Source organism: Nocardioides sp. SLBN-35, from assembly GCF_006715725.1.
Lineage (GTDB): Bacteria > Actinomycetota > Actinomycetes > Propionibacteriales > Nocardioidaceae > Nocardioides.
Window position 1 is genome coordinate 655,763 of sequence record NZ_VFNU01000001.1, and the last position, 13,742, is coordinate 669,504.

The 13,742-nt window shown below is 72.0% G+C and carries 16 protein-coding genes and 3 tRNA genes; 12 read left to right on the top strand and 7 right to left on the bottom strand.

All coding sequences use genetic code 11. The features are described 5' to 3' along the window. Positions 1–36 precede the first annotated feature (36 nt). Positions 37–1,620, bottom strand: a complete 1,584-nt coding sequence (locus tag FBY23_RS03260) for a YegS/Rv2252/BmrU family lipid kinase (protein WP_260805714.1) — start codon at positions 1,618–1,620, stop codon at positions 37–39. Between the two features lie 22 nt (positions 1,621–1,642). Here FBY23_RS03260 and FBY23_RS03265 point away from each other — a divergent pair, with 22 nt between their 5' ends. The 4 genes from FBY23_RS03265 (at position 1,643) to FBY23_RS03280 (ending at position 5,552) form a co-directional block, all read left to right on the top strand. Beyond that, positions 1,643–2,626 (top strand): aldo/keto reductase, encoded by a 984-nt coding sequence (locus FBY23_RS03265; RefSeq protein WP_141796837.1) that lies wholly within the window; start codon positions 1,643–1,645, stop codon positions 2,624–2,626. 150 nt (positions 2,627–2,776) lie between these two features. Then, positions 2,777–4,057 carry a serine--tRNA ligase gene (gene serS / locus FBY23_RS03270; RefSeq protein ID WP_141796838.1) on the top strand — a complete coding sequence of 427 codons (1,281 nt, stop codon included), beginning with the start codon at positions 2,777–2,779 and terminating at the stop codon, positions 4,055–4,057. Then, a complete protein-coding gene (locus FBY23_RS03275) occupies positions 4,054–4,902 on the top strand; it encodes an HAD family hydrolase (RefSeq protein WP_141796839.1) in 849 nt (282 codons plus the stop codon). Before serS ends, FBY23_RS03275 begins: the two co-directional genes overlap by 4 nt. Further along, positions 4,899–5,552 (top strand): hypothetical protein, encoded by a 654-nt coding sequence (locus tag FBY23_RS03280; protein ID WP_141796840.1) that lies wholly within the window; start codon positions 4,899–4,901, stop codon positions 5,550–5,552. The genes FBY23_RS03275 and FBY23_RS03280 overlap by 4 nt, the downstream gene beginning before the upstream one ends. Here the strand turns inward: FBY23_RS03280 and FBY23_RS03285 are convergent. Then, positions 5,549–6,178: a bacterial proteasome activator family protein gene (locus FBY23_RS03285; RefSeq protein WP_141796841.1), complete on the bottom strand. Its 630-nt coding sequence runs from the start codon at positions 6,176–6,178 to the stop codon at positions 5,549–5,551. The two genes, FBY23_RS03280 and FBY23_RS03285, sit on opposite strands and share 4 nt — an antisense overlap. 158 nt (positions 6,179–6,336) lie before the next feature. Here FBY23_RS03285 and FBY23_RS03290 point away from each other — a divergent pair, with 158 nt between their 5' ends. Next, the gene (locus FBY23_RS03290) at positions 6,337–6,927 is read left to right on the top strand and encodes a hypothetical protein (RefSeq protein WP_141796842.1); all 591 of its coding nucleotides are present in this window, start codon (positions 6,337–6,339) and stop codon (positions 6,925–6,927) included. Positions 6,928–6,940: 13 nt separating this feature from the next. After that, complete coding sequence (locus FBY23_RS03295) at positions 6,941–7,327, top strand: VOC family protein (RefSeq protein WP_222117710.1); 387 nt, start codon at positions 6,941–6,943, stop codon at positions 7,325–7,327. Between the two features lie 21 nt (positions 7,328–7,348). Here FBY23_RS03295 and FBY23_RS03300 read toward each other — a convergent pair whose 3' ends face one another. The 3 genes from FBY23_RS03300 to FBY23_RS03310 all read right to left on the bottom strand — a co-directional run bounded on the left by FBY23_RS03300 (position 7,349) and on the right by FBY23_RS03310 (position 9,394). Next, positions 7,349–8,326, bottom strand: coding sequence for an NAD(P)H-quinone oxidoreductase (locus tag FBY23_RS03300; RefSeq protein WP_141796843.1), 978 nt, complete (start codon positions 8,324–8,326; stop codon positions 7,349–7,351). 88 nt (positions 8,327–8,414) lie between these two features. Beyond that, a complete protein-coding gene (locus tag FBY23_RS03305) occupies positions 8,415–8,738 on the bottom strand; it encodes a DUF6457 domain-containing protein (RefSeq protein WP_141796844.1) in 324 nt (107 codons plus the stop codon). A 74-nt stretch (positions 8,739–8,812) separates the two neighbouring features. Continuing rightward, on the bottom strand, positions 8,813–9,394 hold the full coding sequence (locus tag FBY23_RS03310; protein WP_260805716.1) for a molybdenum cofactor guanylyltransferase: 582 nt from the start codon (positions 9,392–9,394) through the stop codon (positions 8,813–8,815). A 37-nt stretch (positions 9,395–9,431) separates the two neighbouring features. On the opposite strand from FBY23_RS03310, the gene FBY23_RS03315 reads away from it, so the two are divergent. Together FBY23_RS03315 and FBY23_RS03320 are read left to right on the top strand one after the other, a co-directional pair. Further along, a complete protein-coding gene (locus FBY23_RS03315; RefSeq protein ID WP_141796845.1) occupies positions 9,432–10,232 on the top strand; it encodes a carbon-nitrogen hydrolase family protein in 801 nt (266 codons plus the stop codon). An 11-nt stretch (positions 10,233–10,243) separates the two neighbouring features. Further along, positions 10,244–11,263: a hypothetical protein gene (locus FBY23_RS03320; RefSeq protein ID WP_141796846.1), complete on the top strand. Its 1,020-nt coding sequence runs from the start codon at positions 10,244–10,246 to the stop codon at positions 11,261–11,263. A gap of 14 nt (positions 11,264–11,277) precedes the next feature. Here the strand turns inward: FBY23_RS03320 and FBY23_RS03325 are convergent. After that, a tRNA-Ser gene (locus tag FBY23_RS03325) sits at positions 11,278–11,362 on the bottom strand. 104 nt (positions 11,363–11,466) lie between these two features. On the opposite strand from FBY23_RS03325, the gene FBY23_RS03330 reads away from it, so the two are divergent. The 3 genes from FBY23_RS03330 to FBY23_RS26585 all read left to right on the top strand — a co-directional run bounded on the left by FBY23_RS03330 (position 11,467) and on the right by FBY23_RS26585 (position 12,394). Continuing rightward, complete coding sequence (locus tag FBY23_RS03330) at positions 11,467–11,925, top strand: hypothetical protein (RefSeq protein WP_141796847.1); 459 nt, start codon at positions 11,467–11,469, stop codon at positions 11,923–11,925. Positions 11,926–12,012: 87 nt separating this feature from the next. Beyond that, positions 12,013–12,102, top strand: a tRNA-Ser gene (locus tag FBY23_RS03335). 157 nt (positions 12,103–12,259) lie between these two features. Further along, positions 12,260–12,394, top strand: a complete 135-nt coding sequence (locus FBY23_RS26585; RefSeq protein ID WP_260805717.1) for a hypothetical protein — start codon at positions 12,260–12,262, stop codon at positions 12,392–12,394. Between the two features lie 24 nt (positions 12,395–12,418). Here the strand turns inward: FBY23_RS26585 and FBY23_RS03340 are convergent, their stop codons facing one another. Next, on the bottom strand, positions 12,419–13,426 hold the full coding sequence (locus FBY23_RS03340) for a LuxR family transcriptional regulator (protein ID WP_141796848.1): 1,008 nt from the start codon (positions 13,424–13,426) through the stop codon (positions 12,419–12,421). Positions 13,427–13,524: 98 nt separating this feature from the next. Here FBY23_RS03340 and FBY23_RS03345 point away from each other — a divergent pair. After that, a tRNA-Arg gene (locus FBY23_RS03345) sits at positions 13,525–13,597 on the top strand. Positions 13,598–13,742 lie beyond the last annotated feature (145 nt).

Genomic DNA, 13,742 nt, shown 5'->3' on the forward strand with positions numbered 1-13,742 from the left:
TCGGCGCGATCTCGGACCAATTCGAAGGGGCGCGGTTCACACGGTCCGCGGCACCCGCACCAGCACCCGGCCGTGGATGCACTCCATCCGCAGCTCGGAGCCCAGGCCGATGGTGTCGCCGTCGAGCTGGCGCGGCACCTCCCCCGACGCTCGTACGACGACCTTGCGTCCGGTCATCCGCGCGACCGACTCTCCGGCGTTGTGCTCGCGCCGGGTCACGACGCGCAGCACCAGGGGGATCCAGCTCAGGAAGCGGCGCGGGTAGAGCAGCACCACGTCGAGCTGGCCGTCGTCGATGGCGGCGTCGGGGATCAGGTTCATCCCGCCCTGCAGGCTGCCGACGTTGCCGATCACGCAGGTGCGGGCGCGGTGCTTGGTGAACGGCATGTCGTCGACCGAGATCTCCAGCCTCATCGCCGGGAACATCAGGCCCTTGAGCGCGGAGAGGACGTAGGCGAGCCAGCCGACCTTCTTCTTGAGGTCCTCGTTGACGCCCTCCATGATCGCGGCGTCGAAGCCCATGCCGGCCATCACCATGAAATGGGTGGGCTCGAGGCCGTCGCCGTCGACCTCGACCATGTCGATGGCCCGGTCCTGGCCGGTGAGCGCGATGTCGATGGCGGCGCGGATGAAGAGCGGGATCTCCAGGTTGCGGGCCAGCAGGTTGCCGGTGCCGGCCGGGACCACGCCCACCGGGACGCCGGTGCCGGCGAGCTCGGCGCACACCTCACGCACCGTGCCGTCGCCACCGCAGACGATGACCAGGTCGGCGCCCTCGACGGCGGCCTGCTCGGCCTGTCCGGTGCCGGAGTCCTCGACGGTGGTGAGGTACCAGCGCGGCTCGTTCCAGCCGGACTCCAACGCCATCTGGGTCACCAGGGTCTGGAACTGCTCGACCGACTCGACCTTGATCGGGTTGAGGACGACGGCCAGCTTGCGCGCCGACGGGAACGGCTGGGGCAGCGGCTCGGCCTTGAGCGCGTGGCTGCGGGGGAGCGGGTTGTAGAGCGCCACCCCGAGGAGCAGCACCCCGATCCCGAGCAGGGTGCCGCCGACCACGTCGCTCGGGTAGTGCCGCCCGAGCAGGATCCGGTCCGCGGCGACCAGCGCCCACACCAGGACCGCGAGGATCGAGAGCAGGCGGCGGATGCCGGGTCGTCGGACGAGCATCACGGCGAGCAGCACGACCAGGCCGGCGAAGGCGGCGGCCGAGGAGGTGTGGCCCGACGGGAAGGCGTTGGAGTGCAGGAAGTACTGGGGGTCCTGCCAGACGGGCCGGCCGCGGCCGACGAGCACCTTGGTGCCGTACGTCGCCAGCGCGGTCGCCGCCATCACCGCCGCGACCAGGATCCCGGCGCGCCGGTGCCCCTTGACGAACAGGGTGACGGCCAGCACCGCGGTGATCGCGGTCATGCAGGCGGTGCCGAAGACGATCTCGACGATCCGCAGGGGGTGCTCCAGCCAGCCCTGGTCGCCGGCCCAGTTGCGGGCGGCCTCGCCGTGGCTGTCGAGATCGACCACCCAGGACCAGTCGGCGGCGACGGCTCCGGCCACCCCCGCGAACAGGGCGAGCAGGATCAGCGAGGCCAGCAGCGGGGTCCGGCGGGGTCGGTCGAGCACTGGTGGAGGATAACGTCGAGGCATGACCGCCCCCTCTTCCGTGACCCTCGGCCGCTCGGGCCTCGTCGTCTCCCGCGTCGGCCTCGGCTGCAACAACCTCGGCCGCCCCGGCGCCGCCACGGAGTCCCAGGAGGGCACCGACCGCGTGATCGGCGCCGCGCTGGACGCTGGGATCACCTTCTTCGACGTCGCCGACGTGTACGGCGCCACGCCTGGCCTGTCCGAGGAGCGGCTCGGCAAGGCGCTCGGCGCGCGGCGGGCCGACGTGATCGTGGCCACCAAGTTCGGCATGGACATGCGCGGCGCCAACGGCCCCGACTTCGGCGTCCGGGGCTCGCGCCGCTACATCCGGACCGCCGTCGAGGCGTCGCTGCGCCGGCTCGGCACGGACTGGATCGACCTCTTCCAGTTCCACACGCCCGACCCGCGGACCCCGATCGAGGAGACGATGTCCGCCCTCGACGACCTGGTGCGCTCCGGGAAGGTCCGCTATCTCGGCCACTCCAACCGGGCCGGCTGGCAGATCGCCCAGGCCGAGTACGTCGCCCGCGAGCTCGGTGTCGAGCGGTTCGTCTCCGCCCAGAACCACTACAACCTCACCGATCGCCGCGCCGAGCTCGAGGTACTGCCCGCCTCCCGCGCGTTCGACATCGGTGTGCTGCCGTACTTCCCACTCGCCAACGGCCTGCTCACCGGCAAGTACGCCTCCGGCAACGCCCCCGAGGGCTCCCGTCTCTCGCACACCCGCCAGCACCTGCTCGAGGACGCGGTCTCCCCGACCCTCAAGGCCTACTCGGACTTCGCCCGCGAGCGCGGCATCTCGGAGGTCACCGTCGCCATCGGATGGCTGCTCGCCCAGTCGCCCGTCGCATCGGTCATCGCCGGCGCCACCTCGCCCGAGCAGGTCGCCGCCAATGCGCAGGCCGACCGGTGGGTGCCCACCGCCGAGGACCTCGCCGAGCTGGACGAGCTCTTCCCGGCGCCGGAACCCATCGCGCTGTACTGATCTCCGGCCCCTCAAATCGTTCGATCGAACGGTTCGAGGGGATTTCTGCCACGAAACTCCCCCGAACCGTTCGATCGAACGATTCGGGGGATCGAGGAGCCAGCGAAACCGATGCGCGGTGTGTCGAGGGCGGCGGATAACCTGAGCCGCATGATCGACCCGCGCCTCCTCCGCGACGAGCCCGACCGCGTCCGTGCCTCGCAGGCCAAGCGCGGGGCGTCTCCCGACGTGGTCGATGCAGCCCTGCAGGCCGACCACGTACGACGCGCCGCCATCTCCGCCTTCGAGGAGAAGCGCGCCGCCCAGAAGACGTTCGGCAAGCAGGTCGCGCAGGCGCAGGGCGAGGAGAAGCAGGCGCTGCTCGCGCAGGTCAAGCAGCTGGCGGCCGAGGTCAAGGACCTGGAGGCGGCGCAGACCGACGCCGACGAGGCGTGGACCACCGCCCTCAAGGCGATCCCCAACGTCGTCGCGGACCAGACCCCGACCGGCGGCGAGGACGACTTCGTCGTCCTCGAGACCGTGGGCACGCCGCGGGACTTCGCGAAGGAGGGCTTCGAGCCGCGCGACCACATCGAGCTCGGCCGGATGCTCGGCGCGATCGACCTCGAGCGCGGTGCCAAGGTCAGCGGCAGCCGCTTCTACTTCCTCACCGGCGTGGGTGCCCAGCTCGAGCTGGCGCTGGTCAACCTCGCCATGGAGCAGGCCCGCAACGCCGGGTTCACCCAGGTGATCGCGCCGTCGCTGGTGCGCACCGAGGCGATGGAGGGCACCGGCTACCTCGACCAGGGCGGCGGCGAGGACATCTACCGGATCGAGGGCGAGGACCTCTACCTGGTCGGTACCTCGGAGGTGCCCATGGCGGCCTACCACTCCAAGGAGATCCTCGACGCCGACAGCCTGCCGCGCCGCTACGCCAGCTTCAGCCCGTGCTTCCGCAAGGAGGCCGGCTCGCACGGCAAGGACACCAAGGGGATCATCCGGGTCCACTGGTTCGACAAGGTCGAGATGTTCGTCTACACGACGCTGGAGGACGCCGAGGCCGAGCACCAGCGCCTGCTCGCCTGGGAGAAGGAGTTCCTCGACAAGCTCGAGCTCGCCTACCAGGTCGTCGACATCGCGGCCGGCGACCTCGGCGGCAGCGCGATCCGCAAGTTCGACTGCGAGGCGTGGATCCCCACCCAGGGCAAGTACCGCGAGCTCACCTCGACCTCCAACTGCACCGACTTCCAGACCCGCCGCCTCGACACCCGCGGCCGGTTCGGCGACAGGACCGGGCCGATCGCCACCCTCAACGGCACGCTGACCGCGATCACCCGCGCGATCGTCGCCGTGCTCGAGACCCACCAGCAGGCCGACGGGTCGGTCCGGGTCCCGAAGGCGCTGCAGCCGTTCATGGGCGGCCTCGAGGTGCTGGAGCCCGTGAACCGATGAGCGACTGGCAGCCCCGCCTCGTCGCCCTCGACATCGACGGCACCCTGCTCAAGTGGGTGGCGGGGCTCGGCATGAGCCACGAGGAGGTCACGCCCGCGGTGCACGACGCCGTCCAGCGGGTCCTCGACTCCGGCGCCCACGTCGTGCTGTCCTCGGGCCGGGCGCCCCACAACATGACGGTCGTGGCCGACAAGCTCGACCTCCACGGCCACGGCGAGCAGCTCTGGATCGTCGCCGCCAACGGCGCCGTCGTGCTGCGCTACCCGCCCGCCGAGGTCGTCCACGAGGTCACCTTCGACGCTCGCCCCGCTGTCGCCGCCGTCCTGGCCCAGCACCCCGAGGCCCTGGTCGCGGTCGAGGAGCGCGGGGTCGGCTACCGCGTGTCCGGACCGTTCCCCGACGGCGAGCTCGGCGGTACGACGATCATCGCCGACGTCGACGACATGGTCGCCCAGCCGGTCAGTCGCGTGATCATCCGCGACCCGAAGGCGACCGCCGAGGACTTCGTCGCCCTCGCCGCCAACCTGGGCCTCCACGGCACTGACTACGTCGTCGGTTGGACCGCCTGGCTCGACCTCGCCCCGGTCGGCGTGTCCAAGGCCTCCGGCCTGGAGTACGTCGCCCAGCAGCTCGGCATCGACCGGGCCGACGTGCTCGCCATCGGCGACGGCCGCAACGACATCGAGATGTTGCAGTGGGCCGGCCGCGGCGTGGCCATGGGCCAGGCCGTCGACGAGGTGAAGCAGATCGCCGACGCGGTCACCGACACCGTCGACGAGGACGGTGCCGCCGTCGAGATCGGCCGCTGGTTCCCCGCCGCCGGATCTGGTGGGATGGACCTGTGAGGTCCCCCCGACTGCTCCGCGCTGCCCTGCTCGCGGTGCCGGTGGCGCTCGTCGCGCTGCCGGGTGCCGCCGTCGCGGACGCCGCGGAGGCGTACGGCGGGCTCCCGGCCGACTGCGCCCCCATCGACATCACCGACGAGGCGGTCGTCGACCAGCGCGCCGCCGCGGCCGACGACGTCTTCGTCGGCCGGGTCGACGCGGCCGCGCCGGTGACCGGCTCGGGTCGCGTCGGCTACGGCGTCACCGTCGAGCACGCCTGGCTGGGCGACGTCGCCAAGGGCCAGCAGGCCGCCGTCACCATCGACTGGCCGGTGGGCGCGCAGCCCGGCGTGAGCCAGGGGGCGTCGTACCTCTTCTTCACCAAGGACACCGTCGACGGGATCGTCGCCGACGCCTGCGGGGGCACGGTGCTGTTGCCCAAGGGCCTGACCCCGAAGGTCGCGGGGATGCTGAAGAAGTACCTCGCCGTCGTCGAGCCGCCACCGGTGCCCGAGCCGGAGCCGGAGCCGGTCAGCTTCCACCAGCCGTCCGACCCGCTGGGCGACCCGCCCCAGATCAGCCGGGTGCTCGCCTCCGGCGGCGCGATCAGCCTGATCGGCCTGCTCGGGCTGCTGCTGGTCTCCCGGCTGGGCCGCCGCCCCCGCGGCTAGAGGTACATCCCGCCCGACGAGGACTGCTCGCCGCCACCGGGCTGGTCGGGAGCCGGCTGCTCGGCCGGGTGGGCGCCCGGACCGCCCGGACCCCCCGGACCGCCGAGGCTCATGCCGGGCGGCAGCGCTCGCCGGATCTGCTCGAACTGCGCGCGGGCCGCCATCTGCTGAGCGTAGATCGCGGTCTGGATGCCGTGGAAGAGGCCCTCGAGCCAGCCGACCAGCTGGGCCTGGGCGATCCGCAGCTCCGACTCCGACGGCGTGGCGTCCTCGGAGAACGGCAGCGAGAGCCGCTCGAGCTCCTCGACGAGCTCGGGGGCCAGACCCTGCTCGAGCTCGGCGATCGAGGAGCGGTGGATCGCCGCGAGACGGCTGCGGCTGGCCTCGTCGAGCGGAGCCGCCTTCACCTCCTCGAGGAGCTGGCGGATCATGCTGCCGATCCGCATCACCTTCGCGGGCTGCTCGACCAGGTCGGTCAGCGCGCGCTCACCGTCGTCGCCCTCGCCGTCGTCGGCGGCGGTGGCGCCGGCCTGCTCGACGGCGGACGCCGGGACGGTGCCGATCGGCTGTCCGTCCGGACCGATGACGACGATCTGCTCTTCGCTCCCGGAGGCGTTCTCGCTCATGACCCCAACTTAGAGGATCCCCTCATCCCCCTCTTGGGCGATGTCACGGACACCGCGCCGGCGTACGTTGCCGATGGGCCCGGCCGGGGCCCGGTGTGTGCGGCCTCGACCGATCCCTGTGGACATCCACGTCCGATCCGACGACCGAGGAGCAGCACATGTTCATCCAGATGATCCAGGCCGCCTGCACCCGGCAGGCCGAGGCCGACGCGATGCTCGACGAGTGGCGGCGGGACCTGGCTCCCGGTGCGACCGGCTGGCTGGGCGGCACCTATGGCTACACCGATGACGACCAGCTGATGGCCGTCGTGCGCTTCGCGTCCCGTGACGAGGCGATGGCCAACTCCGCCCGGGCCGAGCAGGGCGCCTGGGCCGAGCGGTTCATGGCCCTCATGGACGGTCCCGCCGAGTTCCACGACTGCGACGACGTCACTCTCTTCATGGACGGCGGCTCCGACGAGGCCGGCTTCGTGCAGATCATCACCGGCAAGGTCGACGACCCGAGCCGGCTCAAGGCGATGATGGCCGACACCGAGACGCTGCACGAGATGCGCCCGGAGATCCTCGGCGGCACCCTCGCCATCGAGCCCGACGGCTCCTTCGTCGAGACCGTCGCGTTCACCACCGAGGACGCGGCCCGTGAGGGCGAGCGGATCGAGCCGCCGGCCGACGTACGCCGGGAGCTGGAGTACGCGATGCAGGGCGCGACCTTCCACGACCTCCACAATCCGCACTTCCAGAGTGCCTGACGGGAGCCGTCCGATGCTGTTGGAGAACTGCCAGGTCACCGCGAACATCCCCGCGGGCGACATCGGGCGCGCCAGGAAGTACTACGCCGACATCCTCGGCCTCGAACCGGTCGAGGAGAACCCGGGCGGGCTGATCTACCGCACCGGCGGGACGGACTTCTTCCTCTACGAGACGCAGTACGCCGGCCAGGCGGGGCACACCATCGCCCAGCTGCACGTCGCCGACGTGCGTCCCGTGGTCGAGGAGCTCAAGAGCCGTGGTGTCACGTTCGAGCAGTACGACATGCCCGGCATCACCTGGGACGGCGACGTCGCCTCCATGGGCGACATGGGCCACGCCGCGTGGTTCAAGGACAGCGAGGACAACATCCTGTGCCTCGACGACAGGAGGAGCGACTGATCGCCCGAACCGGAGGTCTGGTCAGGGGGTGAGCAGGACCTTGCCGACGGCGTCGCCGGACTCGATCATCCGGTGCGCCTGCGCGACGTCGTCGAGGGGGAGCACGGCGGAGACGATCGGCTGGATCGTCCCGTCGGCCACGAGCGGCCACACGTGCTCGACGACCGACGCGCAGATCCGGGCCTTCCCCTCGGCCGGACGGGACCGGAGCGCGGTCGCGATCACCGCGCCGCGCTTCGACAGCAGCCGGCCGAGGTCCAGCTCGGCCTTGGTGCCGCCCTGCATGCCGATGACGACGAGGCGGCCCTCGTCGGCGAGCACGTCGACGTTGCGGGCGAGGTACTTCGCGCCCATGTTGTCGAGGACGACGTCCGCTCCGGACCCGTCGGTCGCCGTACGCACGACCTCGACGAAGTCCTCGTCGCGGTAGTTGATCGCCACCTCGGCGCCGAGCTCGCGGCACCGCTCGAGCTTCTCCGCGCTGCCCGCGGTGGTGAACACCCGCGCGCCGGACGCGGCGGCGAGCTGGATCGCGAAGGTGCCGATCCCGCCGCCCCCGCCGTGCACGAGGAAGGTGTCCCCGGGCCGCAGGCCGGCGATCATGAACACGTTCGACCACACCGTGCACGCCACCTCGGGAAGTGCCGCGGCGGTGACCAGGTCGACTCCGTCGGGGACCGGCATCAGCTGTCCGGCCGGTACGACGACCCGGCTCGCGTAGCCGCCGCCGGCCAGCAGCGCGCACACCTGGTCGCCGACCGCCCAGCCGGTGACCCCCGAGCCGAGCGCCGCGACCGTGCCGCTGCACTCCAGGCCGATCACGCCGGAAGCGCCGGGCGGCGGCGGGTAGAAGCCCTGTCGCTGCAGCAGGTCGGCCCGGTTGACCGCGGTCGCGGCCACGTCGAGGAGCACCTCGCCGGGCCCGGGGACCGGGTCGGGCAGCTCGGTGACGACGAGGGTCTCGGGCCCGCCCGGGGCGGACTGGGTGACGGCACGCATGGGTCCAGTCTGTCTGGTGCCCGGCACCCCCTACGTTCTGGTTCCGAATTCGGCGGTTTGACAACCAATTCGAATGGGGTGCGGCGGGTCAGACCAGCGAGTCCTCGTCGGAGTAGTCGGCGTCGGCCAGCTCCTCGAAGTCGACGTCCTCGTCCTCGTCGTCGGCCGCACCGGCGGGCCGGTCCCACGACTCGGCCAGCGCCTGCGCCCGGGCGGCGAGCCGCTCCACGGCGTCGGGGTCGGCGCCCTTTTCACCCGCGGAGAACCCCAGCAGGAAGGCGGTCACCAGTCCCGCGGCCGGGTGGACGTTCTCGACCGCGATCCCGGCGAGGTCGACCAGCAGGCCCTCGTCGGCCTCGGCCTCGATGTCGAGGGCGTCGCACAACTCATCGATCCAGTCGTGGAGGTTCACCTGTCCAGAATCACCCGAGGACCCCGCGGGTGCAAGGTTTTCCGGACACTCCGGGACCAGTCCAGATCAGCGGGTCAGCCGTCGCCGGCGATGTCGCGCAGGTCGCTCCAGGTGTCGATGTCGCGCGCCTCGTCGCCCAGCGGCGCGACCTCGACCAGGTCGAGCGGCTCGAGCAGCGCCCGGATCGACATGCCGTGCTGCCCCTCGTGGTCCGGTCGTACGGCGTCCAGCCGGGCCGTCTCCACCACGAACGCCAGCTGCCGGCGACCGTCGGCGTCGGCCAGCACGGCCCCCTCGTGGCCCACCGCGGCCTCCTGGAGGCGGCGGAAGGTGCCGGGCGCGAGCCGGGGCATGTCGACCGCGAGCACCGCGATCGTCGGGAACGAGCGCAGCAGCACGTCGCGCCCCGTCAGCAGGCCCGCCGCAGGGCCGCCGTACCGCGGCTCCTCGCGCACGAAGGTCACCGGCCGGTCGGTCGGCACCTGGTGCCCGACCACGACGACCTCGCTGGCGTCGATGACGGCGTCGAGCGCGTGCTCCAGCAGCGGGCGCCCGTCCACCTCGATCGAGGCCTTGTCGACGCCGCCGAGCCGCGAGCCCTGCCCGCCGGCCAGCACGATCGCCGCGAATCCGGCCAGTCCCAGCTCGATCACCACCTCCCGATCCTCTCAAGCACCCACCTAGGCTGGCACCGTGAGCAGCCCCACAGCCCCCTCGCTCCGCCTCGCGCTGGTGCAGGCCGCGTCGGCGCTCGACCCCGCCGCCAACCGCGCGGCGCTGACGACGCTGGCCGCCCAACACGCCGGTGACGTCGACCTCGTGGTCTTCCCCGAGGCCTTCGCCCGCGACTTCGGCGAGGCCGGCTCCGACGTCAGCGCGTACGCCGAGCCCGTCGACGGCCCGTTCGGCACCGCCCTCGCCGAGGCCGCCGCCGCGCACGGCACCACGCTCGTCGCCGGGATGTTCGAGCAGGGCCCCGACCCCGAGCGGCCGTGGAACACCCTGCTGGTGCGCGGCGAGGCGACGGCGTCGTACCGCAAGGTGCATCTCTACGACTCCTTCGGCTACCGCGAGTCCGACCGGCTCAGCGCCGGCCCGATCGAGCCGGTCGTGGTCGACCTGCACGGCTGGAGGGTCGGGCTGATGACTTGCTACGACCTCCGCTTCCCCGAGCTCGCCCGAGCCCTGGTCGACCGCGGTGCCGAGCTGATCGTGCTCCCCGCGGCCTGGGTCGCCGGGCCGCGCAAGGTCGACCACTGGCGCACCCTGGTGAGGGCTCGCGCGATCGAGAACACGGCGTACGTCGCCGCCGTCGGCCAGCCCGCCGGCCGCTACTGCGGCCACTCGCTCGTCGTCGACCCCTACGGCGACGTGCTGGACGAGGCCGGCCCCGGCTCGCCCGAGCAGCCGGAGGTGGTCCGCGCCGTGATCGAGCGCACGGTGCTGGAGGAGGCCCGTCGCGTCAATCCGTCCCTGCCCAACAGGCGAATGTAGGCTGCTCCTCCGTGTCCCGCGCTCCCTCCCGTGTCCCGCTCGAGCAGCGCATCGGTGAGTTCGGGGCGTCGCGCTGGCCGCTGACGATCTGGTTCGTCGTGGTCGCGGCCAGCACCGCCGCCCTGGTCTGCGCGATGGTGCCGGTCGGGCCCGACTGGCTCGGCACGGCCGGGGCGATCACGGTCGCGACCGCCTTCACCTGGGGGCTGGCCGCCCGGACCGGTGGCCGCCCGTTCGTCTTCGCCCCGCTCGCGCTGGCCTGCGGGCTGGTCGCGGTGCTCACCGACCAGGACCTGCTGCTCACCGGCGCCGCGGTCGGCACCTCCGCCGTCGCCGCGGTGCTCGGCGTGATGATCACGGTGCCCGCGGCAGGGATCGCCACCGCCGCCCGCGAGTGCGTGGTCGGACTGGTCGTCGCCGGGATCGGCGCGATGGCCACGGTCGGCTTCGAGCCGGCGATCCAGAAGGAGCGCTTCGAGTACGTCGGGCTCGGGCTCGCCTTCCTCGGCGCGATCGTGCTGGTCCACCGCCTCGGCGCGGGCTTCCACGGCCTCGGCCGGCGTGGGCTGGTCATCGTCGCGATCGGGGTCGTCGTGCTCGCCGTGACCCTGCTGTACGCCGAGATGCTGCGCCGGTACGGCTCGACCGGCCTGGTCGATGAGCTGCTCGGCTGGGTGGCCTGGAGCCGTGACCACCTCGGCGCGTTCCCGCGCCCGATCGCGACCGTGCTCGGCGTACCCGCCCTCGCCTACGGCTGCCACATGCGGGCCCGGCGCCGGCAGGGCTGGTGGGTGTGCGCCTTCGGCGTCGCCGCCACCTCGCCCACCGCCACCGCCCTCGCCAACCCGGCCGTCTCGGTCACCGAGGCCGGGCTGTCGGTCGTCTACGGGCTGGCCGTCGGGCTGGTGCTGGGCTGGTTCCTGATCCGCCTCGACCTCGCCCTGACCGGCAACCGCGGTCGCGGCAGCCGGGTGGCGGAGCAGGCAGCGGCCGTACGTCCCGAGCCGGGGCGGTTCGCGCCGCTGCTGTGAGCGCTTCGCGTCAGCAGAGGGAGCGGGATTCGAACCCGCGGTAGGTCTCCCTACGACCGCTTTCAAGGCGGTTCCGATCGGCCACTCCGGCATCCCTCCTGGGCCCGGTACGACGCACGCGCCGGCCGGACACCAGGTCGAGTCTAGTGGGGGCGTCGTCGCCGCTTTGGCCGGTCCGCGGCCGGGCCGGGACAATGCGGTCCATGAGCAGTGCGCAGCCCACCCCGGTCACCGACTACCGCCTCGCACCACCGGTGATGGCGCGTTTCGTCGGCGCCTACCTGGTCCTGCTCGCCGTACTGCTCCTCGTCGTCACGGTGGTCGTGGTCGCCGCCGAGCTCAACGCCGACCTGCTGGTGCTGGTGCTCGGGCTGGGCCTGCTCGGGCTGATCGGGCTGGGCTGGTGGCTGCGGGCCCGGCTGGTCGTCGTACGGCTGACCGAGGCGGGGTACCAGGTCCGGATGATCCGGGCGGCCGGCGCCACCGAGGCCCGCTGGACCGAGGTCGAGGACGCCGTCGCCGCCGCTCCCTCGGGCATCGACTGCCTCGTGCTGCGGCTGCGCGACGGGCGCAGCACGACCATCCCCGTGCAGCTCGTGGCCGGCGACAAGGACGACTTCGCGCGCGACGTACGGGCCCACCTCAAGCGCGCCGCCGGCTGACCACCCACGGGTCGGGCCCGATTGGGACAGGCGCGCGCGGTCCTAGTAGCCTGAGCACGCTGGCCGGTCCCTGACCGGCGCAGTGGAGGAGGCGTCGCCTAGTCCGGTCTATGGCGCCGCACTGCTAATGCGGTTTGGGTTTATCGCCCATCGAGGGTTCAAATCCCTCCGCCTCCGCCGCACGACGAGACCCCCGGCAGACCTGCCGGGGGTCTCGCTTATTCAGGCCCGATGCGTGAAGATGTTTGGGGGCGTCCTCATGGGGGTAGGCGCCAGCGGTTCGGGTAGATCCGGAGGGACGGGGCTCGGCCGCCCACCAGTGAGGGGAATGCTCATGAAGAAGCTCGCTCGCAAGACCGCTTTCGTCCTCGCCGCGCTGATCACCACGGCCGGCATCGTCTCTCTTCCCGCGTCCGCGGAGGCCGACACCGGCTGGACCTGGCGGGTCGTCCCCCACGCCCACCGCTGACGGGTCCGCGCACCTGGCGCAGCGTCAGGACGACGTTCCCTCGTCGTCCTGACCGGCGATGCCCAGCGTCCCCATGGTGTAGCCGAGCTGGAAGCGCGTCTCGGCGTCGTACTCCTCCTTGAGCTCGGCGACGTAGCCGGCGTACGTGCGCGGGCTGACGCCGAGCCGCTTCGCACTGACCGCGTCGGCGTGGCCCTCGATGAGCATCCGGATCGTCATCGAGCGCTGCTCGGACGCGATCTCCTTCGTGACGCTCTGCCCCGCGCTGGCGAACGGGCGTCCGCGCGCGAACGCGCGCTCGAAGACGTCGACGAGGTACGCCACGATCGCCGGTTCGCGTACGACGACCGCGGTCGCCAGGCTGTCGGCCGCCGGGATCAGCGCGACCCGGCGGTCGACCACGATCATCCGGTTGAAGAACTCGTCGAGGGTGCGGACCTCGGCGCCCTGCTCGGTCACCGTGGCGACGTACTTGTGCGTCGCGGGATGCCGCCGCGCGCTGTGCTGGTACAGCGTCCGCATCGCCAAGCCACGCTTGAGCGCCTCCACGTCGCGGATCATCGCCTCCGAGACCGACTTGGCGCTGCGCGTCGCCTGAGGCTGCGCGGTCAGCAGCTCCTCCTGCGCCTCGCTCACCAGGGTCGCGAGGTACGGATTGATCGCCTCCCCGTGCAGGTAGAGGAACGGCCCCGACTCGCTCGCGGCCGGCGAACGACGCCAGCTCTGGGCCAGGTGCGCGAACGCCGAGGCCCACCGCGCCGACTCCTCGAGCAGCCGCGCCCCCTCGTTCCCCAGTGGCGTCACCACGCGCGACTGCGCGTTGCTCGGCTCCACCGGCCGCCAGGTCTGCCGCGAGGCGTCCAGCTGCAGCAGGCCCAGCTCGACCAACAGGTCGAACGCTCGTCGTACGGCGGACCCGTCGACCAGCCGCAGATCGTCCGCCGCCAGCCCGCCCTCGGCCAGCACCGCCTCGTAGAGACCGATCGCCTCCTCCTCGAAGATGGCCCGGTCCGCGGGCTCGTAGGAGGTCATGGCGTCATGGTTCCACACGCCCGTCCGGTGCCGGTGGCGTCCGTGATTCGGCATCTGCGCGTCGCCTCGGCTATTCTCGTGCGGTCGCACAGCGACGAGCGCCTGTAGCTCAACGGATAGAGCATCTGACTACGGATCAGAAGGTTTGGGGTTCGAATCCCTACAGGCGCGCAGTGTGATCTCTCAGGAGATGCCGAAGGCCGGACCCAGAACTTGGGCCCGGCCTTCTGGGTCTTGTGGGTTGGGGCCGCGTGGTCGGCCGAGTCGCTGGTAGTCGCGCGTGGTGTGCACGGTCAGGTCGCGCAGGAGACTCCAC

Coding starts and splice junctions, on each gene's coding strand:
- FBY23_RS26585 (WP_260805717.1), top strand. CDS start 12,260: ATGAAGAAGCTCGCTCGCAAGACCGCTTTCGTCCTCGCCGCGCTGATC.
- FBY23_RS03265 (WP_141796837.1), top strand. CDS start 1,643: ATGACCGCCCCCTCTTCCGTGACCCTCGGCCGCTCGGGCCTCGTCGTC.
- FBY23_RS03290 (WP_141796842.1), top strand. CDS start 6,337: ATGTTCATCCAGATGATCCAGGCCGCCTGCACCCGGCAGGCCGAGGCC.
- FBY23_RS03295 (WP_222117710.1), top strand. CDS start 6,941: ATGCTGTTGGAGAACTGCCAGGTCACCGCGAACATCCCCGCGGGCGAC.
- FBY23_RS03300 (WP_141796843.1), bottom strand. CDS start 8,326: ATGCGTGCCGTCACCCAGTCCGCCCCGGGCGGGCCCGAGACCCTCGTC.
- FBY23_RS03275 (WP_141796839.1), top strand. CDS start 4,054: ATGAGCGACTGGCAGCCCCGCCTCGTCGCCCTCGACATCGACGGCACC.
- serS (WP_141796838.1), top strand. CDS start 2,777: ATGATCGACCCGCGCCTCCTCCGCGACGAGCCCGACCGCGTCCGTGCC.
- FBY23_RS03330 (WP_141796847.1), top strand. CDS start 11,467: ATGAGCAGTGCGCAGCCCACCCCGGTCACCGACTACCGCCTCGCACCA.
- FBY23_RS03340 (WP_141796848.1), bottom strand. CDS start 13,426: ATGACCTCCTACGAGCCCGCGGACCGGGCCATCTTCGAGGAGGAGGCG.
- FBY23_RS03285 (WP_141796841.1), bottom strand. CDS start 6,178: ATGAGCGAGAACGCCTCCGGGAGCGAAGAGCAGATCGTCGTCATCGGT.